General features: G+C 55.2%; 24 protein-coding genes. 15 read left to right on the top strand and 9 right to left on the bottom strand.

The window, feature by feature from the left end:
• Window positions 1-411 precede the first annotated feature (411 nt).
• The 3 genes from IGS16_RS00250 (at window position 412) to IGS16_RS00240 (ending at window position 2651) form a co-directional block, all read left to right on the top strand.
• Complete coding sequence (locus IGS16_RS00250) at window positions 412-1845, top strand: RNA polymerase sigma factor, RpoD/SigA family (protein ID WP_297082293.1); 1434 nt, start codon at window positions 412-414, stop codon at window positions 1843-1845.
• A complete protein-coding gene (locus IGS16_RS00245; RefSeq protein WP_297082363.1) occupies window positions 1845-2345 on the top strand; it encodes a GNAT family N-acetyltransferase in 501 nt (166 codons plus the stop codon). Before IGS16_RS00250 ends, IGS16_RS00245 begins: the two co-directional genes overlap by 1 nt.
• A gap of 93 nt (window positions 2346-2438) precedes the next feature.
• Window positions 2439-2651: a glycogen debranching protein gene (locus IGS16_RS00240; protein WP_297082291.1), complete on the top strand. Its 213-nt coding sequence runs from the start codon at window positions 2439-2441 to the stop codon at window positions 2649-2651.
• A gap of 90 nt (window positions 2652-2741) precedes the next feature.
• Here IGS16_RS00240 and IGS16_RS00235 read toward each other — a convergent pair whose 3' ends face one another.
• Entirely contained in the window at window positions 2742-3227 is a 486-nt protein-coding gene (locus tag IGS16_RS00235; protein ID WP_068510499.1) for a phosphate-starvation-inducible PsiE family protein, read from the bottom strand.
• A 663-nt stretch (window positions 3228-3890) separates the two neighbouring features.
• On the opposite strand from IGS16_RS00235, the gene IGS16_RS00230 reads away from it, so the two are divergent.
• From IGS16_RS00230 to IGS16_RS00215, 4 genes are all read left to right on the top strand, one after another.
• Window positions 3891-5498 carry an NAD(P)H-quinone oxidoreductase subunit 4 gene (locus IGS16_RS00230; RefSeq protein WP_297082289.1) on the top strand — a complete coding sequence of 536 codons (1608 nt, stop codon included), beginning with the start codon at window positions 3891-3893 and terminating at the stop codon, window positions 5496-5498.
• A gap of 232 nt (window positions 5499-5730) precedes the next feature.
• A complete protein-coding gene (locus IGS16_RS00225; RefSeq protein WP_297082288.1) occupies window positions 5731-6444 on the top strand; it encodes a MotA/TolQ/ExbB proton channel family protein in 714 nt (237 codons plus the stop codon).
• Window positions 6445-6465: 21 nt separating this feature from the next.
• The gene (locus IGS16_RS00220) at window positions 6466-6891 is read left to right on the top strand and encodes a biopolymer transporter ExbD (protein ID WP_297082286.1); all 426 of its coding nucleotides are present in this window, start codon (window positions 6466-6468) and stop codon (window positions 6889-6891) included.
• 29 nt (window positions 6892-6920) lie between these two features.
• A complete protein-coding gene (locus IGS16_RS00215; RefSeq protein ID WP_297082284.1) occupies window positions 6921-7343 on the top strand; it encodes a biopolymer transporter ExbD in 423 nt (140 codons plus the stop codon).
• 16 nt (window positions 7344-7359) lie between these two features.
• Here the strand turns inward: IGS16_RS00215 and IGS16_RS00210 are convergent, their stop codons facing one another.
• The gene (locus tag IGS16_RS00210; protein WP_297082282.1) at window positions 7360-8049 is read right to left on the bottom strand and encodes an alpha/beta hydrolase; all 690 of its coding nucleotides are present in this window, start codon (window positions 8047-8049) and stop codon (window positions 7360-7362) included.
• A 29-nt stretch (window positions 8050-8078) separates the two neighbouring features.
• Entirely contained in the window at window positions 8079-8762 is a 684-nt protein-coding gene (locus IGS16_RS00205) for an alpha/beta hydrolase (protein ID WP_297082280.1), read from the bottom strand.
• Between the two features lie 283 nt (window positions 8763-9045).
• Here IGS16_RS00205 and IGS16_RS00200 point away from each other — a divergent pair, with 283 nt between their 5' ends.
• The 7 genes from IGS16_RS00200 to mgtE all read left to right on the top strand — a co-directional run bounded on the left by IGS16_RS00200 (window position 9046) and on the right by mgtE (window position 16871).
• Complete coding sequence (locus IGS16_RS00200) at window positions 9046-9849, top strand: PhzF family phenazine biosynthesis protein (protein ID WP_297082278.1); 804 nt, start codon at window positions 9046-9048, stop codon at window positions 9847-9849.
• A 1157-nt stretch (window positions 9850-11006) separates the two neighbouring features.
• Complete coding sequence (locus IGS16_RS00195; RefSeq protein ID WP_297082276.1) at window positions 11007-11159, top strand: hypothetical protein; 153 nt, start codon at window positions 11007-11009, stop codon at window positions 11157-11159.
• A gap of 48 nt (window positions 11160-11207) precedes the next feature.
• Window positions 11208-11387 (top strand): hypothetical protein, encoded by a 180-nt coding sequence (locus tag IGS16_RS00190; RefSeq protein WP_297082274.1) that lies wholly within the window; start codon window positions 11208-11210, stop codon window positions 11385-11387.
• Window positions 11388-11555: 168 nt separating this feature from the next.
• Complete coding sequence (gene mgtA, locus IGS16_RS00185; protein ID WP_297082272.1) at window positions 11556-14294, top strand: magnesium-translocating P-type ATPase; 2739 nt, start codon at window positions 11556-11558, stop codon at window positions 14292-14294.
• A 143-nt stretch (window positions 14295-14437) separates the two neighbouring features.
• A complete protein-coding gene (locus IGS16_RS00180) occupies window positions 14438-14575 on the top strand; it encodes a hypothetical protein (RefSeq protein WP_297082270.1) in 138 nt (45 codons plus the stop codon).
• Window positions 14576-14714: 139 nt separating this feature from the next.
• Window positions 14715-15041, top strand: coding sequence for a hypothetical protein (locus tag IGS16_RS00175; protein ID WP_297082269.1), 327 nt, complete (start codon window positions 14715-14717; stop codon window positions 15039-15041).
• Window positions 15042-15494: 453 nt separating this feature from the next.
• Window positions 15495-16871, top strand: a complete 1377-nt coding sequence (gene mgtE / locus IGS16_RS00170; RefSeq protein WP_297082267.1) for a magnesium transporter — start codon at window positions 15495-15497, stop codon at window positions 16869-16871.
• A 112-nt stretch (window positions 16872-16983) separates the two neighbouring features.
• Here mgtE and IGS16_RS00165 read toward each other — a convergent pair whose 3' ends face one another.
• The 5 genes from IGS16_RS00165 to IGS16_RS00145 all read right to left on the bottom strand — a co-directional run bounded on the left by IGS16_RS00165 (window position 16984) and on the right by IGS16_RS00145 (window position 23536).
• Window positions 16984-19206: an HAD-IC family P-type ATPase gene (locus IGS16_RS00165; protein ID WP_297082265.1), complete on the bottom strand. Its 2223-nt coding sequence runs from the start codon at window positions 19204-19206 to the stop codon at window positions 16984-16986.
• Window positions 19207-19243: 37 nt separating this feature from the next.
• Window positions 19244-19888 carry an HMA2 domain-containing protein gene (locus IGS16_RS00160; protein ID WP_297082263.1) on the bottom strand — a complete coding sequence of 215 codons (645 nt, stop codon included), beginning with the start codon at window positions 19886-19888 and terminating at the stop codon, window positions 19244-19246.
• A 169-nt stretch (window positions 19889-20057) separates the two neighbouring features.
• Window positions 20058-20216, bottom strand: a complete 159-nt coding sequence (locus tag IGS16_RS00155) for a DUF454 family protein (protein WP_084782513.1) — start codon at window positions 20214-20216, stop codon at window positions 20058-20060.
• 139 nt (window positions 20217-20355) lie between these two features.
• Window positions 20356-23118 carry a heavy metal translocating P-type ATPase gene (locus IGS16_RS00150; RefSeq protein WP_297082261.1) on the bottom strand — a complete coding sequence of 921 codons (2763 nt, stop codon included), beginning with the start codon at window positions 23116-23118 and terminating at the stop codon, window positions 20356-20358.
• A 67-nt stretch (window positions 23119-23185) separates the two neighbouring features.
• The gene (locus IGS16_RS00145) at window positions 23186-23536 is read right to left on the bottom strand and encodes a hypothetical protein (protein ID WP_068510528.1); all 351 of its coding nucleotides are present in this window, start codon (window positions 23534-23536) and stop codon (window positions 23186-23188) included.
• 208 nt (window positions 23537-23744) lie between these two features.
• Here IGS16_RS00145 and IGS16_RS00140 point away from each other — a divergent pair, with 208 nt between their 5' ends.
• On the top strand, window positions 23745-24755 hold the full coding sequence (locus tag IGS16_RS00140; RefSeq protein ID WP_297082259.1) for a hypothetical protein: 1011 nt from the start codon (window positions 23745-23747) through the stop codon (window positions 24753-24755).
• A gap of 57 nt (window positions 24756-24812) precedes the next feature.
• On the opposite strand, the gene IGS16_RS00135 is transcribed toward IGS16_RS00140, so the two are convergent.
• Window positions 24813-26189 carry a DUF2252 domain-containing protein gene (locus IGS16_RS00135; RefSeq protein WP_297082257.1) on the bottom strand — a complete coding sequence of 459 codons (1377 nt, stop codon included), beginning with the start codon at window positions 26187-26189 and terminating at the stop codon, window positions 24813-24815.
• Window positions 26190-26201 lie beyond the last annotated feature (12 nt).

Below are 26201 nucleotides of genomic sequence, written 5' to 3'. Positions count from 1 at the left end.
ACCTGGACAAATCCCAAGTTTTAGATCAACATTATCGAAATGATCTCTCCTAATTTTTCGATTGAGGGATCTAAAGGTTAGAGAGCGGCTTCTCAGAACGACCGCTTGTGAAGTCTTTTCTCTGATTCAGGGCAGGGTGAACCGCTAGATTTTTCGCGATCAATACCTCCGATGGGGGACTCGATCTAGAGGTCAATCTAACCAAAATGATCGCGCCGCTCAGCTCCCCCGCGTTGACCAGACCAAACCTGAAAGAAGACCTTGGAATGGTCAGAATACAGCCTTTTCAGCACAATCACTCCTCGTGTGAAGCTAGATTCTGTTGAACTCCCCCAGGAAACACAACGCTCATTTGAGAACCCGCACCCCAAAAACCACCCAATCACTCAAGTCGTTAGGATGAATCCCCCTATGGCAGCGCTATTTGACCCAAATTCTAAGCAGACGATCGACAGTGTCGCGATGGGATTAACTCGCGTCATAGAACTGGAAACCTGTCGAGACATGGGTGGATTCAGTCCGATCGAGATTCGAGTTCCGGCTCGCGAATCGCAGACGGGCGATCGCCGAGAAGACGATCAGCCCAGCAATTTTCTGATCAACGTCTCTCGTCCGGAAACGGCTGGACGCTTGGATGGAGAAATCCTGTCGAAGCTGCTGGAGGTGTCTGCAACCGATGAGGAAGATGCTACCGATCAAGAGACGGATTTAGACATTACGCCTGAGTCCGATCTAGACGCAGCCTTTCTGAGTGAATTTTCTGATATCGAATCGTCAGAAGATGAGGGTGGCGATGATCTGGCCACGGATGATGAAGATGTATTTGAACCGGACGTACATCGAGAATTTGATGAAGAATTAACAGCGGCCTACGCGCCTGGATACCGGAAGACCAATTCTGACGATGCGGTAGGCGCATTCTTTAAAGAAATGGCTCGCTATCCGCTGCTGAAGCCTGGTGAAGAAATCGAGCTGGCCCGCCAGGTGAAGTTCCTGGCTGAAGTAGAAGCGGTGCGCGATCGCCTCAAAGCCTCGCTCCAGCGCACCCCCACCAAGTCCGAAGTGGCCCAGGAGTTCGGCCTGAGCGATCGCCAGTTGGATCACCGGATGCACCGCAGCCGCACCGCCAAGCGCAAGATGATTCGCTCCAACCTGCGGCTGGTTGTTTCCATTGCCAAACGCTATCTCAATCGCGGCGTACCGTTCCTGGATTTAATTCAGGAAGGCGCACTGGGGCTAAACCGCGCCACCGAAAAGTTTGACCCCGATAAGGGCTACAAGTTTTCGACCTATGCCTACTGGTGGATTCGCCAAGGCATCACGCGCACCATCGCCAACGATGCCCGCACGATTCGTTTGCCGATTCACATTGTCGAAAAGCTGAACAAGCTGAAAAAGGCCCACCGGGAACTGCGTCGTGACCTCAACCGCAACCCGACGGAAGCCGAACTGGCCGCCGCGCTGGATATTCCTGTGGATCAACTCCGCAACTTGCAGCAAGTCCGGCGGCGATCGCTCTCGCTCAACCACCGCGTCGGCAAGGGCGAAGACACTGAGCTTATGGAGCTCCTCGAAGACAGCAGCACCCAGTCGCCCGAAGCCAAGATGAACGAAACCATGCTGCGTCAGGAAATCTACACGGTGCTGTCGGATGTGCTGTCCGAGCGCGAGAGGGAAATCATCTCCCTACGCTATGGCCTGCTGACGGGCGAAACCCACACCCTGGAAGAAGTCGGCATCTTGTTTGACCTGTCGCGGGAGCGCGTCCGCCAGATTCAGACCAAAGCCATGCGGAAACTGCGCCGTCCCCAAGTAGCGGCCCGGCTGAAGGGGTGGCTCCGGTAATGTTCAACATCCGCCTCGCCACGCCCGCCGATGCGCCCGCCGTGTTTGAACTCATTCTGGCGCTGGCAGAATACGAAAAGCTGACCCATGAGGTGGTCGGCAACGTAGACCTGCTGGCTGAGCATCTAGGCGGTGACCGCCCGCTTGTGGAAGCGCTGCTGGCGGAGGTCAATCAGCAAACCGTCGGCTTTGCGCTGTTTTTCAGCAATTACTCCACATTTTTGACCCAGCCCGGAATTTATCTGGAAGATCTGTTCGTGCGACCTGAGCATCGCGGTCAGGGCATTGGCAAAGCACTCCTGTCTACCCTGGCAAAACTAGCCCTAGAGCGGGGCTGTGGGCGGCTGGAATGGAACGTGCTGGACTGGAACGAACCCGCGATCGCCTTTTATGAGCGCATGGGAGCCAAGATCCTGCCGGACTGGCGCACCTGCCGGGTTACAGGCGGGGCGATCGCCCAACTTGCCAACCTGGGCCAATCTCCCTCGTTTCCTCTTTAACCTCGTTTCCTATTTAGTATCTATATTCTTTAATATCTATATCTCCCCATCTCCCCTTCGCTCAATCCTGCTTTTAAAACTGAGGGTTCCATCATGGCGAAAACAATTTGGGTCAACGAGCAAATCGATCCCTCCGGCCTGGTCTACACCTGCATCGCCTGCTGCGACCAAACCCAGGCGCAAGAATGCCACCACTCCTTTGAAAGCAACCTCACGCCAGAGCAAAAAGCCTCCGGCTGGATCGCCCGCCTCCGCACCGTAGACACCTGGGAAGACGTGCCCGTCAACGCGCTCAAGCTGGATTAGCCCCAAATTCGGGCAATCCAAAATCGAAAATCCAAAATTGCGAATCGAGACGGGTCTCAATAAGTCTCTATAAATTGCTGCGATCTGCCGCTAGCGTTCGCCCGTATGGTTGCCAGACCGCACAATCAGATAGCTAATCGCCAGCGCAAAAATGGCTGCCCCTAGACCGATCAGGTCTAGCCCACCGGCCTGCTTGGAATCAAAAATAATGATTTTTCGCGCCACCGCGGTCAGCGAAGTCACAATCACTAGCTCAAGCTGCACCCGCGCCGTCTGCTTTTCCAGATAGGCGGTGATGTTTTCCAGCACTTCCAGCGCAATCAGCACATTTAGAAACAGCCCAAAAATCTCGATCAGCGTCGTGGTGAAGAAGCCGTAGGGCGGATTCGATAGCTCCGTTGCCAGGAATCGGGCCAAGTCGGCGATCGCCACCACTAGCACCACAATCATCGCCAGCGATAGCAGCTTGGCAATTAGCACCTCAAACCCCTTCAGAAAGCCCAAAAAGCTTTCATCGCTGAGGTTCTTAGCCGTTCGTCGCGTTAGCGATCGGAGAAAATTTCGGAACGTCGCCATAAGCAGGTGAAGGATAAAATTCCGGGGACAGAAGCGAGCCAGAGCATCAAGCCCGCAAAAGTGCTAGAAGCCGCCGATAGCCCTCAAAGCAGGATTCCAGTCCAAGTTTCACCATCCTGAACAGCGCGAATCAGCTAAACGGGCCAACCCAAGGGGGTCAGCAGTGGGAAAATTGTCCCGAAACTGTAAAGATTTCGTTACAAACTGCAAAGCCGCGCCATCATATTGAGTGGACTCGTTAGCAATCAAGCAAACTCACGCTAGAGCAGGTCTGGTTTCCATGCAAAACCGTGCAAAAGTCCAGATTTCGTTACAAACAAGGGTGAATATTTACCAAACTTAACAATCCTGGGCTATCCTAGATAGGTAGGCATAAATTCTTAGCAACTTCAATATCGACCTCATGATATCAGCTTGGTCTGTAGAGGAGAAGGTGACTGGAGCCACGAAGAGTCGTAAGCTGCACGCCCCAAGAGGATGGTCATTCATAATCCCCAAAAGCTGGGTTAAACGGATGGCTGCCCTTCTCTGCCTCTCACTTCAGAATTGGGCATCCCATTTCACAGGCTAAGCGCGGGCTACGACTGGTTAACACGCCGGACTCTTTAAATCCCTTCCTGTAGCTCGAAATCCCTTCATACCGCAGTCTTTGGGTAAGCTCCCATGATGAGTACTCAATTTCCTTGGCTGACCGCTCTCATCCTGTTTCCGCTGGTCGCGTCCTTGCCGATTCCGCTCCTACCCAACAAGTTCGGCAAGACCGTCCGCTGGTACTCTCTCAGCGTTGGATTAGCTGAGTTTTCGCTGATGATCTACGCCTTCTGGAAGCACTACGACCTCCAGAACTCTGCTTATCAACTGGTCGAAGATTACAACTGGATTCCCCAGATCGGGCTGCACTGGTCACTTGCGGTCGATGGGCTGTCGATGCCGCTGGTGCTGCTGTCGGGCCTGGTGACCACGCTGGCGATCCTTGCCTCCTGGCAGATTAAGAACAAACCGCGCCTGTTCTATGTGCTGATGCTGGTGATGTATAGCGCCCAGATTGGCGTGTTCACGGCTCAAGATGCGCTGCTGTTCTTCTTGATGTGGGAATTGGAACTGGTGCCCGTGTACCTGTTAATTGCCAACTGGGGCGGCCAGCGGCGCATGTATGCAGCGACCAAGTTCGTTCTCTACACGGCGGCTGGCTCGATCTTCATTCTGGTGGCAGCCTTGGCGATGGCTTTTTACGGCGGCGACTTTACCTTCAACCTAGCGGAGTTGGGTCTAAAGGATTACTCTCTGAGCTTTGAGCTGCTCATGTACGGGGCGCTGCTAGTAGCCTTTGGCATGAAGTTGCCGATCTTCCCGCTGCATACTTGGCTGCCGGATGCCCACAGCGAAGCGCCCGCGCCTGTGTCGATGGTGCTGGCTGGCGTGCTGCTAAAGATGGCAGGCTACGCGCTGATCCGCTTTAATATCGAAATGTTGCCCAATGCCCATGCCTACTTTGCGCCGATTTTGGCGGTGCTGGGCGTGGTTAATATTATCTATGCGTCGCTGACGGCGTTTGCTCAGAACAACCTGAAGCGGCGGATGGCATATTCTTCTATCGCCCACATGGGATTTGTTCTGATTGGGATTGCCGCCTTCACCGACCTGGGCATGAGCGGCGCACTGTTACAGATGGTATCTCACGGGCTAATTGCGGCGGCGCTGTTCTTCCTGTCGGGAGTGACCTACGAGCGGACGCATACGCTGATGATGGACAAGCTGGGCGGCATGGCCAAGCAAATGCCAACGACCTTTGCGCTGTTTACGGCTGGTTCGATGGCCTCGCTGGCGCTGCCAGGCATGAGCGGCTTTGTGGGCGAACTGACAATTTTCCTGGGATTCTCCAGCAGCGAAGCCTACAGCCCTGCCTTTAAGGCCGTGATTGTGATGCTGGCGGCGGTGGGCGTGATTTTGTCGCCGATTTACCTGCTGTCGATGCTGCGGGCTGTGTTTTATGGCGCTGAAAGCAAGGACTTGGCTGGGATTACGCTGACGGATGCGAAGCCTAGAGAAGCGTTTATCGCGCTGTGCCTGTTGGTGCCGATTATCGGGATTGGCGTGTATCCCAAGCTGGCGACCCAGACCTACGACGCAAAAACGGTGGCAGTTGTCTCCCAGGCGCGGCAGGTGTTACCGATGGTGGCCCAGCAGCCCTGGCTGGATCTGAAGGTGCCCTTTGCTGCGCCGATGATCGTGGGCACAGAAGCGAAAGATTTGGCTGCTGCGATGAAGTAGCGGCGGCCGACAAGTTTCATCCAGGGACGATCGCCCTCGATCATACCTGGGTGATGCGATCGAAGCGAATGGCTAGGAGGGAGGTGACTCCCTCTTTTTTTGTTTTTATCCTGTGTCTAGCGACCACTTAACCATTTGATAATGAGTCATGTAGGTTCCCTTAACCAGGGGATCTGGAGAGTTCGAGTATTCTGACAGAGAGCGGGATAAATCTGACCTGAAGGCAAGTGAGATGGCAGCGCTGATTGACTTGGTAATGAAAGGTGGCCCCGTGATGATCCCGATTGTGGGATTTTCGGTGGCGACGGTTGCCTGTGGGCTAGAGCGAGCTTGGTATTGGTATCGGCTGCTGACTCAGGAAAATCAGGTGGTGCAGGATGTGCTAGAAGCCGCCCGCCACGATTTAGCCGAGGCCGAGGCGATCGCCGAACAGTCCCAGGATGTTCCGATTGGGCGCTTTTTGCTGGCTCCGCTGCGGCTGCGGCAGCCCTCTCCCGAAACCTTTCGGCTGGCAATGGAGGCAGCGGGCGATCGCGAGTTTGCCGAAATGCGAAAAGGCGACAAGCTTCTGGAAACCACCATTGCTGTGTCGCCGCTGTTGGGGCTGCTGGGTACGGTGACGGGACTGATTAACACCTTCAATAACCTGAATATTGGCGGCGGGGGCGGCGAAGGCACGTCGGCTCAGGCAACCCGCGCGGCGGCAGGGATCGGGGAAGCGCTGATCACGACGGCGGCGGGAATGGTGGTTGCCATTATGGCGCTGCTGATTTTTCGGCTGCTGGTGTCGCTTCAGGCGCGGCAGATGGACTATTTCTCGGCGGCGGGCAGTGAGCTAGAGCTAATCTATCGCCAGTTCTGGGATGAGTCGGAACTGGAGGACGAAGAAGTGCTGGAGGCGATCGCCCCTAGCGGTCGCAACCCCCTCGGCATTGAGCGACGCTAGGACAGGGCAGCGAGGGCAACCATGCGGTTCAAACAGCGCTCCTACGGCACACCACCGCCCATCAACCTCACGCCCATGCTCAACGTGATGATGGGCATCCTGGCGTTTTTCGTCATGATTACCATGCTGCTTTCCGAAGAGCAGGGCGTTTCCATCATCCTGCCGCCCGGAGACAACACACCGCCACCCACCGAGCCAGAGGAGCCGCCGGAGCCGCTGCTAGTCACGCTGACGGCTCAGCGGCAGTTGTTAATCGAGGGTGAACCCGTCCCTGGAAACCAGTGGCAGGGGCCTGTGCAGGTCTACTTGCGGGCAAACCCTAAGGGATTCGTGATTTTACAAGCCGATCGCCGCTTGCCCTACGAGCAGGTCGTGCAAACCCTGGCGGAGATGAAGCAAGTTGGGGGCGATCGCATTTCACTGTCGATCGATCCACCGAGTCCTTAGGGGAATTGGATTGCAAGGGGGAGGAGACGATGAAGTTCAATGGCCCGCAAAATCAACTTCCAGAGGTCGATTTGGTGCCCATGATGGACGTGCTGATGAGCGTCCTGACGTTTTTCATCATCATTTCTATGACGTTAACTGGGCAGCAAGTGATGAACATTGCCCCACCCGAAGCTGAAGGAGGCCGCAACCCGGCCGTATCAGACAGTGGCAAAAAAGTGCCAACCCTGATTGTCGGCCTTAATGCTCAGCGGCAGATAGTGATGAATAATGTGCCTGTCCCTGAAGCTCAAGTGATTACGAGCGTTCAAGACTTTTTGGTGAAGAACCCAACAGGCATTGTGATCCTCAAAGCCGACAAGAGTCTGACTTATAACGACGTAGCCAACGTATTGGAACTTTTGCGGGATATTGGGGGCGATCGCATCTCGCTGAGCGTCAGCAGCAGCTAATTAACGCTAATCAACGCTAATTGCAATTCATCATCGCCGAACCACCTACGCCGCGCGGATAGTTGCCACCGCCACCTGCTGCATTTCGCTCACAGTCGCAAAACAGCCCCGGTAGCCACTCTTCTAAGCCCCTCGCAATGCCCTCAATCGTTCCGCCGGAACCCGACATCAGGTTTTGCACATCCCGCGCCGTCCGCATCAGCCCCAGCCCGTCGATATGCAGCTCCCGCGTAGGGTAGTTTTCCAAAATTTCCAGCATCGAAACTCGGTTATCATCCGCCGCCGACAGCACCACTGCTGCTCGCATCGCTTGCAGGCTGGCCTCCGGGCTGTTGGGACTGATGATTTGCCCCAACTGATATAGCCCAAACTCACCCGGCAGCGAGTTCAGGATTTGATCAGCAAACTCCAGCGGCAAAGGCACTTGCTGAGTGAGGAGCGATTGCACAGTAGACGGTTTCACACCCGCCACATTCAGATACCAGCGCAGCTTGCGAGACGGCTGTCCGGTTTCTGCAAGCGTCTGAAACTCGGTAATCGAGAACGAACGGCTAAGCGGGCCAAAGTTGACCACTACAGACTCAGCAGCGCTAGCAGGCGCAGTAGCCCCAAGTACGCCCACTCCCAGCATCAGGGCAACACCTGCAAAAGCCCTCTGAACTGCATTCGACCCCCGCACCCGATCCAGGCGTGACATCCAAGCCATCATCCAACGCTCCTAAAGTTTGCCAAACGCTACTGACCCAGGCGCGGTAGCCTTCTAGCAGCTTGCCGACCAACGGGGGCAGGGTCTGCGGCCGCATCACAGTCACAAATCTGATTTTGCACGCTGCCTCGAATCAGATCAAAAAATGGCCCAAACCGCTCGACCAGAGAGGCTACCTCATTGTAGGTCTGCTGTAAGCCGCGCACGTCTACTTGCACCTCGTCTTCGGGGTACTTTTTCAAAACTTCTAGCAGAGAAATCCGGTTGTCGTCCTGGTAGGAGGCGATGAGCGCATCTCGTAGGGGCTGGGACGAGCTGCGACGGCTGCGGCTTTCGGTTCTCAAGACCTGCTCCAATCGCGACAGCACAAACTCACCCGTTCTGCCCCGTAGGGCTTGGCGAAACAGGCGATCGCTCACTTCCACTTCATGGGTCAGCGCTCGGCGGGCCTGGGTTTGCACTTCGGGACTGACCCCCAAAAACTCGCTGAGTTGGTCAGTGGCAATCCCCGTGCGGGCATAGATTTCCAGAACAGAAATGGGCACCCGCACCTGGGTTTGGTCAAAGATCAAGACGACACGCCTGGCCGCATGAGCAGGATTGGCGGTGGCCAGTGAAGCCAGCGCAACGCTGAGACCGAGCAGCAGGCGCATGCCCCAGCGGTGAAGCGGTGACGGGCGCTTGGAATGTGAAGCAGGAGGATAAAACTGCATAGCGGCTGTTGTGAATGTCGCGTGTACGGTCGCAATTGCTCTCGCGGTTTCTCTGACGATCGCACGACGGTCTATGTTTCAGCAAACTCCGGTAGGATGATAGCGGCAATTCTAAGCGATTCAAAATAGCGCTGTGAAAAGTAACACAGTAACCCTAGTCTAGTGAAAATGTGAAAAATGGCACTGCGAATCACACTGCTTAAATCACACTGCTTAAATCACACTGCTTAATCTTACTCGCTAACTGCCGCCAATTGACTAGCCTTTTGCGGGGGACGTTTGTATGGGACTGTCTATCATCCAGGTCGATGCTTTTACCTCGGTGCCCTTTACGGGAAATCCGGCTGCGGTGTGTGTGTTGTCTGCGCCCCAGTCAGACGAGTGGATGCAGGCGGTGGCCCGCGAGATGAACCTGTCGGAAACGGCATTTTTGATGCCAGAGGCAGATGGCTATCGGCTGCGCTGGTTTACGCCTGCGGTGGAAGTGGCGCTGTGTGGACACGCCACGCTGGCCAGCGCCCATGTGCTATGGAGCGAGGGATATTTGCCCGCAGGGGCGATCGCCCGATTTTACACCCTCAGCGGTCGGCTCACTGCCACTCAGCAGGGCGACTGGATTGAGCTAGATTTTCCGGCAACGCGGTGTACCCCCATCGACCCACCGGCGGGCCTGCTGGATGCGCTGGGCTTAGAACCAGGAACACAGGCGATCGCCGTGAGCAAAAACCAGTTTGATTACCTGGTTGAGGTTATATCTCCAGAGATCGTGCGTCAGCTTGCGCCGGATTTTACTCGCCTGCGGACATTGCCCGTGCGCGGCGTAATCGTCACAAGTCGCGCCGAAGTAGACTCCGAGTATGACTTTATCTCGCGCTTTTTTGCCCCCGGCTCTGGTGTGGATGAAGACCCGGTGACGGGTTCCGCCCACTGCGCCCTGGCTCCCTACTGGGGCGATCGCCTGAGTAAGGATACGTTTCTTGCCTATCAGGCTTCGGCACGGGGTGGCGTGGTGAAGGCCCGGCTGGCGGGCGATCGGGTGTTTTTGGGTGGGCAAGCAGTGACCGTGCTGCGGGGTGAGTTGGTTTAGAGTTAGCGGTCAGCTCTCAGGAATTGGGAGCTAATTTACTTCTTACGAATGGCGGCTAAATATCCTTCAGATTCTTTGATTCAATGAGGTGTCAGAAGCTGCGCTGTTCCGATGGCATTTCCAATGAATAATCTAATGCCTCAATTGCTTCTCTCTCAAATTGAGAACTTCTAATCTCGTCCAAATTAGCTGACATTATTGGTTGACACGAAAAGATTTTCAAAGCTATAGTTGCAGATGGCGATGAAAACATCGCAACTCAGCTATTGAATCACAATTCTTTCATTTTTCAAGGAGACCTTCAATGGAGGCTTCTGGCAGTAGTTGCTTTTTTGCAACACTTCAGGAAACCGCTCTGTCTGACAAAGACGCTGACCCTCACCCTGCGCGTGGTCTGGGGGCGATTAGTTTGGTGAATCTGCCTAAGGTGACTCTGGCTTAGAGTCCTAGGTTCATCTCCTGATCGCCACTGGGCACGGCGATTGTACTGATAAAGGAGATGAACGATGCGAAGCTTATGTAGTTTTCCCATTGGCTAGACTCCAAGGCCTGAACGGGCGTTAAGCCTCCTGCTCAAGCAGTCTGTTCTCCTTGTTGCGTTGCTGAAGGGCAAGTTTAGTTAGGAGATAGACAGGATAATAGTCTGTAAGACGTGTTAGCGCCAGCGCAACACACTAAAGTCTTGCGGAACGCTTCCTGTGGATATGTTTCGCAGCGCTCGACAGCATACTTTGTCTCTGTCTACCTGCTGCGGAATATCTTTCAGTTTATGCTGACCCAAACGGCATCTAATTGATGGCAGAAATCAAATGAGAGCGATTTCTGGTATTCAGCGAGATGTTATACAGCATTTTCTTGCGGGGTGAGGCACATGCTGCCCTCACGAGGCAAGGGCTTATTGACCATCCGTGTGCCTCACTAGCTTCAAAAACGCTGTAGATGGTTGGCAGGCGTGGGCTGTTTTCGACTGAAAACTTGCTATTTTCTTCAGCCTGAATGATCCGTTTGCACTGTCAATACGGGCTGTTTTTTCATGCCTTGAAGCTGAAAACTCAGCCTAGAAATTGGTTGATTTCTTTTGATTGATACGGGCTGGTATCGAAGTTTTTTTGAGCCATAGCCCTCTTGATTGATGAAGATTCAGTGGAGGGAGTGTCATGTTTGAAGTTTGTTTATCTTGTGCTGCTGCCGAAGCACTGATGGGGATCTGCCTGACCGAGGTGTTGGCGATTGCCCTAGGGCATGTGCTGATGGCTGCCTACGAACAGGCTGTGGAAGAGGGTGTTCGGCAGTTTTTCTCAAAAGTCTGAACGTCAATTTGAACCTAACTAATTTGCTTGATCCAGGAGGTGAGTCCAATGTTCGTGCTGTTTGAATTCGTTCTCGATCATGTCGATGATGTGCTGGCAATTGTTTGCGGGCAGTTTCTCAAGGTGCTGTTTGGTCGCTGGATCGACGGCTGGATGAAGCGTTCTGCTGCTCGCAAGGCTGTCCCGGATGAACAGCCCGGTGAACTTTGCCTGCTGCCTTCGGTTTGATCTGTTTCACCACAGAGACACAGATTCACCACAGAGACACAGAGGTCACTGAGGGATTGCTCTGTGTTCTCAGTGCCTCTGTGGTAAATACCCCAAGTTTTTTGAGTCATGTAACCAGTTGATTTGAACTATTTGAAAATCTATCCCTTGAGCGAGAGGAGGTGAGTCATGCGGAATACTCCTACCCCAGTTCGGCGTGGGCGGGGCAATGTTAACGATCGCGCTCTAGAAAGCGCTAAACTGTCGCTGCGTGCCCTGGAAGAAGCCGGAAATAATGTGGATCAGGTGTTGCACTCGCTAAGCAGCAGCCGTCAGGGCCTGACCGAAGCCGATGTGCGCGATCGCCTACGCAGGTATGGCAAGAACGAGGTCAGCCACGAAAAACCACCCACCTGGTACGCGCAATTGTTCAAAGCATTCAACAACCCCTTTGTCTGGATCTTGGTGGTGTTGGCGACTGTCTCTTATGTGCTGGACTACACCTTGGCTACCCCCGAAGATAGAAGCCTCAAAACTGTCATTATCTTATCTATCATGGTGCTGGTCAGCGGTTTCCTGCGGTTTTTCCAGGAATACCGCTCGACTCAAGCTGCTGAGAAACTGAAAGCTCTAGTCAGCACCACAGCAACGGTGATTCGTCGCGATCGCCTCGATGCCCCCGGATCTCGCCATGAGGTACCCCTGAGCGAGCTAGTTCCGGGCGATATTGTGGCGTTATCTGCCGGAGATATGATCCCCGCAGATGTGCGGCTATTGACCTCGAAGGATTTGTTCGTCAGCCAAGCCGTGCTGACGGGCGAGTCGCTGCCCGTAGAGAAGTACGACACCTTGGGCAGTGTGGTGGAAAAACGCGCTGATATACAGGTGGACTCCGATCACGTGAGTGCGCTGGATATTCCAACCATCTGCTTTATGGGCACCAATGTGGTCAGCGGCACGGCGACGGCGGTGGTGGTGTCCACGGGCGATCGCACCTACTTTGGCTCCCTAGCGAAAAACATCGTGGGCAAACGAGTCCTCACTAGTTTTGAGCGAGGAGTCAACCGGGTCAGCTACCTGCTGATTACCTTCATGGCGGTAATGGTGCCGATTGTCTTTTTGATTCAATTAGTGACCAAAGGTAATTTCCTGGATGCGCTGCTGTTTTCCCTATCCATCGCTGTAGGACTGACCCCTGAAATGCTCCCCATGATTGTGACCGCCAACTTGGCGCGGGGGGCAGTCGTCATGGCCAATCAAAAAGTGGTGGTGAAGCGCATCAACGCGATCCAGAACTTTGGTGCAATGGACATTCTCTGCACAGATAAAACTGGTACACTAACGCTGGATAAAATCATCCTGGAACGCCATGTGGATATTCATGGCTATGAAGATGATGAACCTCTGGAGTACGGTTATTTGAATAGCTACTACCAAACAGGCTTAAAAAACCTGCTGGATGTAGCGGTGCTGGAGCATGTCGAGTTAAAAACAACTCTCAAACCAGCAGAAAACTACGGCAAAGTGGATGAAATTCCCTTCGACTTTGTGCGTCGTCGCATGTCGGTGGTAGTGGAGCCGCAGACTGGTAGAGCAGAGGGCAAGCATATTCTGATCTGCAAAGGGGCCGTTGAGGAACTGTTCAATGTCTGCTCCCATGCCAAATATCAGGGCGAAATTGTCCCTATGAGCGACTTTGTGCGGATGGAAGGACTGCGGGTAACACAAAGCCTCAACGAAGACGGCTTTCGCGTGATTGCCGTAGCCTATAAGGAAATCCCCATTCCCCTGGATACGGTTCCCACCTATAGCACTAAGGATGAGTGTGACCTCATTCTGGTGGGTTATCTAGCGTTCCTTGATCCGCCCAAAGATAGTGCAATTGAGGCGATCGCCGCCCTGAAGGACAATGGCATCACCGTGAAAGTGATCACCGGTGACAACGATATCGTCACCCGCAAAGTCTGCAAAGAGGTGAACCTGGACGTTCAGGGCGTAATGGTGGGGAACCAGATCGAGCGAATGAGCGATGAAGCCCTCAAAGCCCAGCTAGACACCACCACCATCTTTGCCAAAGTCTCTCCCCTGCAAAAAGCCCGCATCATCCGTCTATTGCGGGAACAGGGGCACACCGTCGGCTACATGGGCGATGGCATTAACGATGCAGCAGCCCTGCGGGATGCAGATGTAGGCATCTCTGTGGATACTGCCGTAGACATTGCCAAAGAATCGGCGGATATCATCCTCTTGGAAAAGAACCTGATGGTTCTGGAACGGGGAGTGATTGAAGGACGGCGTACCTTTGCCAACATTCTCAAGTACCTAAACATGACCGCCAGTTCCAACTTTGGCAACGTGTTCAGCGTCATGGGGTCAAGCGCCGTGCTGCCCTTCCTGCCGATGCAGCCGATTCAACTACTAACCCAGAATTTAATCTACGACCTCTCGCAAACCACCATCCCCTTCGACAATGTCGATAAGGAGTTTCTCCGCAAACCCCAGAAATGGAATGTGCCCAACATCGGGCGGTTCATGCTGTTCATTGGCCCCATTAGCTCCATCTTTGACTACGCCACCTACATCGTTATGTGGTTTGTATTTGGAGCAAATACACCAGACGAAGTGAAGCTATTCAACTCCGGTTGGTTTGTGGAAGGGCTGCTGTCCCAAACCCTGGTGGTTCATATGCTGCGGACGGCTCGCGTTCCCTTTGTGCAAAGCTGGCCCTCCCTACCTGTCTTGCTTTCCACAGGAACAGCCATTATCGCTGGCATGATCCTGCCTTTCACCCCCATTGGAGCAGGATTAGGCATGGTGCCCCTACCAGCCAAATACTTCATCTGGCTGTGGTTGATCCTAGGCTCCTACTGTCTGCTGACTCAATCTCTCAAAGGGTTCTACATCCGCACCTTTGGCAAGTGGTTGTAGAAGTAATCCCCATTCTCTGAGAGTCGGCCATACCGTTCGTAGTACGGACTTCAGTCCGCACTACAAGCTATTCGTAACTGGATTCCCATGCATTTCTGATTCATGTTCCGCTTTATTCCCATTCATGATTAGAGGTTGGTTCCATGCTGGTGTTAGAAAACGTCTGGGCAGCGCTCTTCGCCGTTGCCGCCATCTTCATCGGCTACTACGCCGTGATCTATTTCATCGTCGTGGTGATGATGAAGCAAGGCATTTCCCCACAGCGTCGTCCCCGGTATTGATCCTGCTGTTGCAGTAACTCTCTCATCTTTAGCTCTCACCACAAAGACACAAAGCCCACTGAAAACTCTGCGTCCTCTGTGCCTCTGTGGTGAACAGTTTCTAGCAAACCGATTACGCATCTGTGCGAAGGAGGCCATCATGAAAAAAACGCAACTCCAACAATTTGCCGGCCCGATCGCCCGCTATCGGGGTGTCAAAGACCCATTCAGCGTGGAATTTAACGCGCATCTCCAGTCCTTTGCCCATCGGGTGTCCCTGTTGGCTTGCCTGCACACAGGCGGCAAACTCTCGACCCAGGAAAGCTATCAGCAATTGTTGACTCTTTGGGACGAGTTGCAACCTTATCTGTCTTTGGTGGCCGATGATAATCAACGCCTGATGCTGGAGCCAGGCGCTTTGGATGCCCAATTGCCGCTGAATGGCTATGTGGGCGATCGCCTTTCCTCTGCGCTGGATGGCGATTAAAAAAGGGCAGCATGGCGACCCAATCCTGGCGACTCCGTATCCAAATGGGCAGAGCCTTGAGGCAGCGTTATCGCAGCAAGCGACTGGCATTTTCTCTCTATCGCGCTCTGGCAAACCGTGAACCTATAAAAGCTCGTCAAGAGATTTTGCTAGCCCTGGCCTGGAATGCAGAACGTGCAGCAGCAGCCGATGCCATTCGCTTACTGCGCTTAAATCTGCCTGTACCTACAGAAAACACATTTGTCCAACGGCTCTGGCAGCGGTGTCTACTATGTTGCGGTCTGCGGATGACTTTGCTGTGGTTGGCATGGCAAGAGAAGCAGGTGAGTCGTCAATGTCTTCAGGTGTTCAGAATTCGCCAATAGTGAATGTTTCTATTCCAGAAGTGATTCCAGGAATGATTCCAGGAATGATTCAAGACCGGATTCAACTGTCAACGAGGGGAGATTTATCATGACGCAAAACACGTTCAAAGAACTACTGAACCAGCCGAAGGGGTTGGGTGCGGCTAAGCTAACGGCTAATCAGCTGAGCGTACCGGAGCTAGTGCGATCGCTGCTAGAGATTGACTTACCCCAGCGGGTTCTGGCGTTTCGCCTGCTGGATAAGGATAAGGCGATCGCCGTTTTTGAAATGCTCAGTCCCGATGGGCAGGCTGACCTGATTCGGCAGATGTCTGATCCGGAAATTTTGCCGATTTTAGAAGCCCTTGAACCCGAACAGCGGGTTCGTCTGTTTGAAGAGTTACCTGCCAAGGTCACCAAGCGCCTCCTTACCCAGCTCAGACCCACCTCCCGTGAGGCGGTCGATTTGCTGCTGGGCTATCCCGAAGGAAGTGCTGGGCGGCGGATGAGCTTGCGCTATCTAGCGGTGCGAGAAGGCACAAAGGTCAGTGCGGTGTTAGCATCCGTGCGAGAATCCCAGCTTGGAGATGATGACCTGGATTTGGTGTTTATTATTGACCAGCAGGGGGTTTATCGAGGCTTTGTCCGCACCGTGCGCCTGATCAAAGCCAACCCAGAACTGCTGATTGAGCAGTTGGCGGACGGACGGGATATTGCCATCAGCGCTACTTCGCCCGAAATGCAGGCGGCGCGTTTGCTCAAAGATTACGACCTGCCTGCTATTCCAGTGCTAGACAGCGAGGGACGGCTTGTCGGCGATCTGACCTTTGACGATGTAATTGACGTGATTGAAGAGGAAGCGTCGAGCGCGGCCCTGGCCCAAGCAGGGGTCGGGGGACTGCTAACCCGTGACCAAGCCTGGAGTGAAAAGTTGGTTCGCGGGCCGATTCGCTACGCGGTTCAGCTTCGGATTTTGTGTTTGATCATCACGCTAATTGGCGGCATGGTGGTTGGGGGGGTGATTCAAAACTTCGAGGAAATTTTGGAAGCCGTTGTTGTGGTGGCAATTTTTATTCCGGTGGTAATGGACATGGGCGGAAACGTGGGAACCCAATCCACCACGGTGTTTGCCCGTGGGCTGGCCTGGAGCCATATCGATATTCGGCATTACGGAGGTTACTTATTTCGGGAATTCCGCATTGGCGCAATCATGGGCGCAATCTTGGGGACGGTTGGGGGGGCGATCGCCTATTTCTGGCAGGGTGCCCCCAACGGCGTGCCTCAGCTTGGGCTGGCCGTTGGGCTGTCCCTTTTTGCAGTGATTACGTTAGCTGCCGTTTTGGGGGCGCTGCTACCCTGGCTGCTTCTCAGGTTGGGCTTTGATCACGGCCCGGCTGCCGACCCGTTCATTACAACCATCAAAGACTTTACAGGACTACTGCTTTACTTTTACCTGGTTTCTGTGCTGCTGGGCATTGAAACCTGAGGGAGGCTTGTCGCAACTTGGCGGGGTGTGGACATTATGCAGAAAGCACCCCTCCAAGCTCACGGGTTGCCCTAGACCGGATCTCCAGGCGGAAATCTACTGCTGATCACCTCTAGTTCTCCGTCCAAAACGGGCGGAGGGCATTAAACAGGGCCAGCAGGTTGGCAGTGTTATTAATCGATACCACCAGCACCGGATCCAGCAGCAGCAGCACGCCGAGGGTGGTAGCTGTGAGGTTGGGTAGGGTAATCAGGGCAATATTTTGCTTCACAATGGCGATCGCCTCATCGGCTAGCTCAAAGGCAGTCACCAGAGCAGTGAGACGGCCCTGGGGCAAGGTCAAGTCAGCAATGTCTTGAATAGGATAATAAGAATGGTGGGTGCTGACAGCCACATCGGCATAGCGCAGAGCGGGATAGTCATCCATCCCTTCACCTGCGTAGATTACCGTGTGGCCAGCGGCTTGCAGTTGACAGACAAACTCTTTTTTATCCTGGGGGCTGAGTTCGGAGCGAATGTAGTCAGGGGCAAGCCCTACTTGGGCACCGATCGCCGCCGCCAGTTGGGGGGCCCCGCCCGTAACCATGTACACGGTCATCCCCCGCTGTTTCAGACCGGCGATCGCCGCCTCGGCCTCTGGCCGCACCTGGGCACAGCAAATGATCCGCCCTAGCAAGCACGCCCCTTGGGCCACATACACATACCAGTAGCCGTGGTGCTGCCCATCCTGGCTACCTGCCGGCCCGTCAAATTCTTCTGGAAACGATATGCCCGCCTGTTCCAAGTAGTTGCGGCTACCCACCACCACCCGTTGCCCATTAATCTGGGCGGAGACACCCAGCCCAGGGCCTTGTCTTGGGTAGCAGGCTTCGCTCTGAGGTAGCGTTAAGCCGAGGGCATTGGCTTCTGCCACGATGGCGCAGGCCACAGGGTGCTGCCACTCGGTTTGGTCGCACTGCTCCGCAGCCGCAGCTAAAGCCAGCAGGCCGTGGACTGGGTCGGCGATTGAATTAGGCAGGAGAGATTCGGTTCCAGGGGCAATACGCACTTCAACGACCGACAGATCGGACTCGGTCAGCGTGCCCGTGCGGGCAAAAACAACCGTATCTGCCGCTGCCAGAGTCTCAAATACCCGACCCGAGCGCACGTCAATTTGCAATCGTTGCGCCCGCTTCATCATGGCCAGGATAGCGGTGGGGGTAGACAGGTGAATACCCGTGATCAAATCGAGCTGGAGGATCGCCAGTGCTCGCTCCAGGTTTTGAGTGAGCAGATAGATGCCCACAGAGATAGCGAGCGTGGGAAGGACTAGGGTCTGTCCAACGGCTTTGGCATAGTCACTCAGTTCTGTTTGCTGGAAGGGAGCGGCCTCAGCTAGCTCCAGTTCTTGACCGTACTGGGTTTCCGTCCCCAGTGCTTCCACCTCTATGACCAGTTCTCCGTCTAGGAGGGTGCTGCCATAGAGAATCCGCTCGCCAGCGCTCCGGGGCAGGGGGGCGGGTTCGCCGGTCAGGGTGCTGAGATCGAGCCAGGCTTCTCCGGCGAGAATGCGGCCGTCGGCGGGGCTGGTGTCTCCCGCTTGCAGAAAGACGCGATCGCCCGGTTTAAGTTCCCCAATAGCAATCTCCTGGAGTTGTCCCTCCTGCTGAATCCGCACCCGGTCAATGGGGGGAATGGGATCGGTCGTTGGAACCGCAGTCGAAGCAGAAGTCGCCTCTTTCAGCACGTCGGCCACCTGCGCCAACACCAGATCCAGGTTAGGAGCTACAAAGTCGCCCGTGAACCCATAAAAAAGGGTCCAGGTGGATTCGAGCAATTCTTCATCGAAGCGACCCCGGATCAGGCTTTGGCGGGTGCGGTCTAGCAGCGGCACAGCGGCAGCCAAGGTCACGCCGCCCAGCAGCCAGGGAGACAGAGACCACTCTAGGGGCGTGATGAGTAGCGCTAATGTCAGCCCCAAGACTGGCAAAGTCAGTCGCTGTAATAGCTCTAAATCTAGGGGATCAGCGCTAGGAAATAGAGATGTCTGTGAAACCTCAGGGTCATCCCTCCCCAAGCAGGGAGCATCGGAAGAGAAGCGCTGAAGACAGTCCCGCAGGCGATCGCACACCTCCGCTACCACCAGCCCCGGTTCATGCTCAATCACCACAGACTGGGCCCAGGAGTTGACGCGGACATGAGAAACGCCGGGGTATTGGGAAAGCTGCGATCGCACTTCCGCTCCTCCATCGACCGCCCATCGCAGCGCCGCTAGCCGCAACCGCAGCCGCCCTCGGAGTTGGTGAACCACCTGGATAGTGCAGGGACGAATGGGGCTTGCCGTCGGGGTTGCCATGTCGATTCTCACTCAGCACTTTTTGGCGCTGCGTTGGTCAATCAGGGTTGCTGGGCTTGGCGGTCGGATTGGTCTCTGAAAGCGGACGAAAAGTGCCGGAATCTGCCTCGTAGCACCAGGCAACCCCCTCTGGATCTTGTTCCTGGCTCCAGTCTTTGAAGGTCGGCTGCTGCCGTCGGGGCGTGATGCACTGGGAGGAAACCCCCAACCGTTCGGCCAAATCTCGCTGGGTGAGCGGCTCTGGCGAAGCGGCGGTCGGCTGCTCTTCAGGGGTCAAGTCGGTTGAGTTGGTTGAATTAGCTGACCCGGCTGAATCAGTGGGTCGATCTGGCTGCGGGGCAGGTGGGGCGGTTGGTAGGGACGATGTCGGGTCGGAGCGCTGGGCGATGAGTGCTGAAGCCTGTTCTAGAGTGGGTTCGGGGGCAGGGCGCGACCATCCTTCGAGTAAATCCAGGATTTGCGGTGGCACGGGATCAGCCGAGGGGCGATCGCGAAAGTGAATAATCACCGAGCAAGCCGCCCGATTAATCCGCACAGCCGCAACGCCCTTCACGGCCCCTAGTTTTGCCTGGAGGGTCGTCGCCAGAGCCTCATCGTTGCGGAGGCGCGGCACCTGAATCCGCAGCCGCTTTGAGGTCTGATGCACAACCGCATACGCTAGGTCAGGGGTAGAAGGAGCCATAGGGGATTCAATGGCAGTGCTGCACGGATTAAACAACGCTTTCCAGGTTATTCGTTGGCTGGTTGCTCGAACGTGCTAATGCCAGCGTAGCTGATCAAAGTCTTGCGGGGTGGTCGTTATGGCTACGCCCAACAGCACCTTACAGCATGATTGATAGATACCCACTCACTTAATGATCATGGGCCAACTTAAAGCATAGGGCCGAGAGCAAAAAGAAAGGCGTAGCAGGAAGCCCCGGCAAAATGACACCCACAACTCCCACCACGAAGCTCACAACCCCTGCCGTGTAGAGAGCCACCTTTCGCAGATTATTAAGAGCAATGTCCATCGTTCAACCTCCAGCAGATAGACGACAAATGTACAGTGTTTAATTCAGCCTCAGTTTAATTCAGCCTCAAGAAGTGCCTACTTTCTCCGATTCCGATTCGACCAAAGTCCTTCTGTCTGCGACCTGTGACCTTGCCAGCCTACCCACTCGCCGCCAGAGCCGCTGCGGCCCGATGACCAGGACGGCTGGTTGCTCCCCGCTCCTGACCTGGGCGGAAGAGCAAGGTATCAGCCAGCACGGGATGAAAGACTTGCTCTGGCTGCGAGTAGCGCCACGCCACCCGACCTGGGTCGCGGGTGCGGCTCCACTGGGCAAAAGTTGACTGTCGCTTGCGGCGAGAAAGAGTTTGAGGGGAAACCCCTAGCCGCGCTGCCAGATCTTTTTGGATCAGGGCCTCCAGGGTGTCCGCAGGTTGAGGGACTTGGACAGAAGACGCGATCGCCCCCAGGGGTCTAGCCTGAACGGCTCGGTTGTCGGAGCTTGCCTGTGGGTTTGCAGGAGTGTAGGATGCAGCAGCAGGGCGATCGCGCTCTGCATCCTCCGCGTCATCCAGCGGTTCTGCTGCCGCAGCAGACGACCTGATCACCGAGGATCTGGCGGGCGGCTGGAGCCAGTCGGGCAGCCCCGTCGGCCCCAGCAGCGGGCGCAGACCGTTCAGCTCCGCCAGAATTGCAGAGCCGTTATTAATCAAAATTGCCAGGACTGGATTGATGACCAGGAACACCCCCGCCAGCACAGCGCCTACGTTAGGCAAAATGACCAAGGCAATGTTCTGGTTCACAATGTCCATTGCCTGCTGAGCGATCGCAATGGCAGTTTCCAGCTGAGTCAGGTTATCCTCCATCAGCACCACATCTGCTGTCTCTCGCGCAATGCCACTAGCTCCCGCAAAAGAAATCGAAACATCAGCGTAGGCTAGCGCAGCAGAGTCGTTGATGCCGTCGCCGCAGAAGGCAACGGTCTTGCCGCTGTTGTGGAGCGCTTTGACCACCTCCACCTTGCGCTCCGGAAACGATTCGGCGTAGACCCGCTCCTGAGGAATATCCAGGGCTTGAGACACTGCCCGCACCACTCGCGCCTCGTCACCGCTCAGCACATAGACCTCGATGCCCTGAGCGTGGAGCGCCTGAACTACAGCCGAACTCTCCGCCCGAATCGGGTCACTATAGAGAATGACCCCTGCCAAAGTATCCTCCAGTGCTACATACACCAACGAGTGGGGGCCGGCCTCAAGATTGGGGTAGCGGTGGTGCAACTCGTCCAGGTCGATGCCTCGATGAACCATGAGTCGGCGGCTGCCCACCCAAACTTGCCGCCCTCGAATCTGGGCCTCAACGCCCAACCCCACGTGATATTCCCATTCGTCGCAAGGCTGTAGAGACACTCCTTGTTCCTTCGCCTGACGGATAATTGCTTCGGCTACAGGGTGGGTGAGTCCCTGCTCAGCGCTGGCCGCCAAGCTCAACACCTCACGACTCGATAGTTCCGGTAGCAGAACATGAATATCAGTAACTCTGGCTCGCCCTTCTGTCAGAGTGCCTGTTTTGTCAAAGACGATGGCATCGACTTCTGCCAACTGCTCGATTGTTCGACCCGTGCGAATTAGCACGCCATTGCGGGCCCCATAGGTCAGGGCTGAGAGGATCGTGGTGGGTACCGAAATCCGAATGCCTGTGCCCACATCCAGGGTCAAAATCGAAATGGCTCGGCTCACGTCACCGCTGACCGTGCCCACCACTGCTGAGGCCAGCAAGGTTGGCAGCACAAGCTGGTTAGCTACCTTGGTCGCAAAGTTAGATGCCCGCGTATCGTACACCGGGGCCTCTTTCATCAGGCTGGCAATCACTCCAGCCCGCGTCTCTACGCCGATGCGCTCTGCCTGGATACACAGATGCCCATCCACCAAAATCGTCGATGCAAAGACATCTTCCCCGGGGGCGCGGGCAATAGGGATAGATTCGCCTGTGAGCTTGCACTGATCTACTAAGCCAGAGCCGCGTAGCACCGTGCCATCAACTGGAATTTGGTCGCCAGGGTACACCACGACGCGATCGCCCACCACCACCTGGTCGATTGGGAGTTTCACTTCCTGTCCGTCCCGCTCAACGAGGGTCTCCGTACCCAGACAACTGAGCAGATCGAGAGAGGCCCGTTCGCTGCTGCGAGCAGTGATATCACGAATGGCCTCGCCCCCCTCCACCATGCCCAGCATCAGCGCTGGCGCAAAAAAGTTGCCTTCCAGCGTGTGCAGGGTAATCGCCAGCGCATCCAGCAGGTCGATGGCCAGCTCACCATGCTTGAAGAGGGCAGTTATGGCGCGATCGTAGACTGGGCGCGTCGCTGCCAAGATAATGCCGCCCACCACCAGCCCAGGCAAGGGCACGCCCACCATGGCCCCAAACCCCAGCAGCAACCCTGCTGCTGGCAAACCCAGACGAGCCAATAAGTCTACGCTCTGCGGTTCCGATGCCGGAGCTTTTCTGAGTGCCTGGGGATCTTCTAAATCGACTAAATCGACCTGGTACGCCTGCTGAATTGCCCTGAAGAGGTGGCGCTCTGTCTCCAACTGCTCAGCTAGGTCGATTCCCCTGACATACTCTACAATCAACGACTGGGCCAAAGGTTGACAGCGAACTGACTCCACACCCTCAAGGCGCTTGACCAGGTAACACAGCACCTGACCATAGTCTTCATCCACCTTCAACCGAGGAATGCGTACCCTAATCCGATGAGCCGTGCGGTGCACTACCTCATAGTGAACCAGGGGATTAATCTGGAATCCCGAAGCCGTATCCTCTTCGGGGCCAATGTCTACCTTTCGACAGTCCTCAGAACTAGGGATAACTGCAACGGAGCCTTTGATTTCGCAGGGCAAATGCCCCGACCTACTGCCAAAACCCATCGTTACCCTTTCGGTGAGCAATTTTCTAGTCCAAAAAGCACATAGAATTCGGACGAAGCGAAGCTAGCTATTCCGCCTCGACATTGATTGAGCGAGGCGTAAAGGCTTCAGATTCTTCCTGGGCACGCTTCAGGTCTCTGGCTTCGCGGGCTTCTGCCAGCAAATCGTTAAAGGACTCCTGAGCTTCCGCAATCCCTGATTGCACGTTGTCAACCAGGTCAATTCCCCAGACTAAGGCATCCTTGGTGGCTTGACGGGCTGAGGTCTTCACAGAATCGCCAAACTTGCTGAGTCGTTCATCCTCTTTTAAGGCATCGCCCAAGACATCTACGAGTGGAGCCAGCAAAATCGCCCCCGCGCCGATCGCAATAGCCGTCACGGGTTCAAGACCGAGGAGCAACGATTCAAGTTCAAACATGGCAACAAAAGAAGGTAAATTTCGACTACAGAGACTCTCGCGAACTATCGGTCAGCTATTTGCAAATCGACTTCTTGAGCCAATTACGGCAATTTATGCATAGCTTACACAATCCTCTTTTTGTTGCAAGTCTTGCACTTGACATTCTCAGCTACAAAAGGTGCATTCCTTCCGAAATAATTTGCTGGTGACTAGGAGCCATTGACCCTTGAGTAAGCCATTTGTGCCCTTGATTCGCATTCTGCGAGATCCGGACTTGCAGGCGACCGTAGTGCGGAGCCTGCCGCTGTTCTATCGGGAAGGCGCAAATCCAGAGCTTGATCGCCCTCTGCATGTGCGGGCAGGCTCTAGCTTGAGTTGGTTTGGCGATCGCCTAGCGCTGGTGCAGGATGATGCCAACTTTCTAGTGCTGATTGACCCCCAGAGCTTTGCGGTCGAAGCCATTCCGCTGCCGCCTGGGGAAGGGGGGCTGCGCCAGTTTGACGATCAGCGCGGCAATAAACGGTTCAAGCTGGATTTGGAAGCCTGCACTACGGTTCCCACACCGGATGGAGAAATCTTCCTGGCGTTTGGCTCAGGCTCAACAGCCCGACGAGAACAGATCTTGATGGTGCCTGGGTCAGATCCCGATCGGTTTACGCTGCAACCTGCGGGGGCGCTTTATGCTCATCTGCGAGACTGCACCGCGTTTTCTGGGAGTGAGCTAAATCTGGAGGGTGCAGTTTTTCAGGCAGATTACATTCGGCTATTCAACCGGGGCAACGGCGCACCCCAAAATACGCTGCAAGATACGCGGCTGCCCGTTAATGCAACGGGTGATCTGGAGTGGGACGCGCTTGCATCTTATCTGGAGACTCCGGAGCATTGCCAGCCGCCTGCGTTGCAAAATATCTGCCAGTATGATTTGGGTCAGCTAGACGGGCTGGCGCTGACGTTTACGGATGCCACCGTTACGCCGAGGGGTATCTTATTTTCAGCCACCGCCGAAGACTCGCCCGATGCTACCCGCGATGGCGTGGTCAGCGGTTCGGCAATCGGGATTTTGGGCGATCGCCCCCGCTGGATTGAACTCCGCACGCCCGATAGAGCCTTGTTTTTAGGTAAGGTAGAAGGACTTTGCCCAATGCCAGACACCCATCGGCTATGGGTTGTTGTGGATGCTGATGATCCGACGTGGCCCTGTGAACTGTGCGAGGTTGAACTGGAGGGCGACTGGTAGACGGGTGAGCTTTCCTGACTTGAATTGCCTGTATTTCTTATTTCAACCCTTGCACACCTAACCTGGTATTGCCTCAATGTGTCCCGACTGCACGGCTTCCACCAGCTTTTGGTAGTCCTGTTCTACCTGGTAGGCATAGGCCACGGCAAAATCCGTCACTGCTTGATCAAAGGCATTGCTTTCGCCCAGGTAGCCGCTAATCATGGCCGGATCTCCGGTGCGGGCATGGGCCCGGGCCAGGGCAGCGCCACAGATCTCGGCATAGTCTTCCAGGCTGCGGGCCGACATGCCCTTGAGCTTGATGGCGGTTTTCATATCTTTCAGTTGTCGGAAGTAAAAATCATGTCCTTCGACGTTCGTTGTCCAGCCGAGGAAGAGATCGCTGGCCGCCTGCATTAGCCGCTGCCCGCTGACGATGCGCTGTCCTTCGTGGGGATAGGGACTCTTGCCTGCGTAGGGTTCCAGCACCGAGGGACGGGCTTCTTTGTATTGCAGCAGCAGCGGATCGTCATTGTCATCTAGCAGCAGCGCCACGCCGCAATGCGTCCCCACGCTGCCCACGCCCACCACTTTCAGGGCTACATCGACCAGACGATAGCGATCGAGTAGGAACTGGCGATCGACCTGAAGCGTATCTCGGTATTGCTCAAACAAAGAGCTGATTTGCTCAAAATATTCGGCTTGATGGGGCAGGTGATAAATCAGCGGCGGATTGTCGATAAAACGGCGCTGTCCGTCCACAACTTCGGTCAACTGCACAACTGCCCGATCCAGGGTACGGTTAAAAGCCCGGGTGGTCATTTTTTCCCAATGTCTGCGGGTAGCCTCGTCGGGCGCGTGTTTGATCAGCACCTTGGCATCCAGACGGGCGTACCACACGTCCAGGGTTCGCATCTGGCTAAAATGGGCGATCGCCAATCGATAGGCTTGAACGGCTGCCAGCGCTGCTTCCGAACTGTCCTGATCTGACAATTGCAAGTCTTGACCAGCCAAAATAAAGCTGGTGGTCAGCCGTTTGACATCCCATTCCCACGGAGCCATCAGGGTTTCATCAAAGTCATTCACGTCAAAGATCAGGTTGCGTTCGGGGGTGGCAAATCCGCCAAAGTTCAGCAAGTGGCAATCGCCGCAGGCCTGCACCGGAATGCCTGTGGTCGGCGTAGTGGCTAGATCTGCCGCCATGATGATGGCGCTGCCGCGCATGAAGGTAAACGGAGACTGCATCATCCGCCAGTGGCGAATGGGAATCAAATTGGGGATGCGCTGCTGGTTGGATTTTGCCAGCAATTCCAGCGGGTCAGGGCGATCGCCCTGCGGATGCCAGTCTCGATGGGCAGAGCGCGGCACAGTTTGGCGCAGGGACTTTCCAGCAGCCTGGCGATCGCCTCGCGATCTGGGCGTACCGTCGCTATGCAGAGAAGCAGGATCATCCATAACGCTAGAGCA

The sequence above is a fragment of the Thermoleptolyngbya sp. C42_A2020_037 genome (assembly GCF_015272455.1).
In the GTDB taxonomy this organism is placed as follows: domain Bacteria; phylum Cyanobacteriota; class Cyanobacteriia; order Elainellales; family Elainellaceae; genus Thermoleptolyngbya.
The sequence above is the reverse complement of the archived record's forward strand: the minus strand, read 5'-3'. Positions and strand labels throughout refer to the sequence as shown.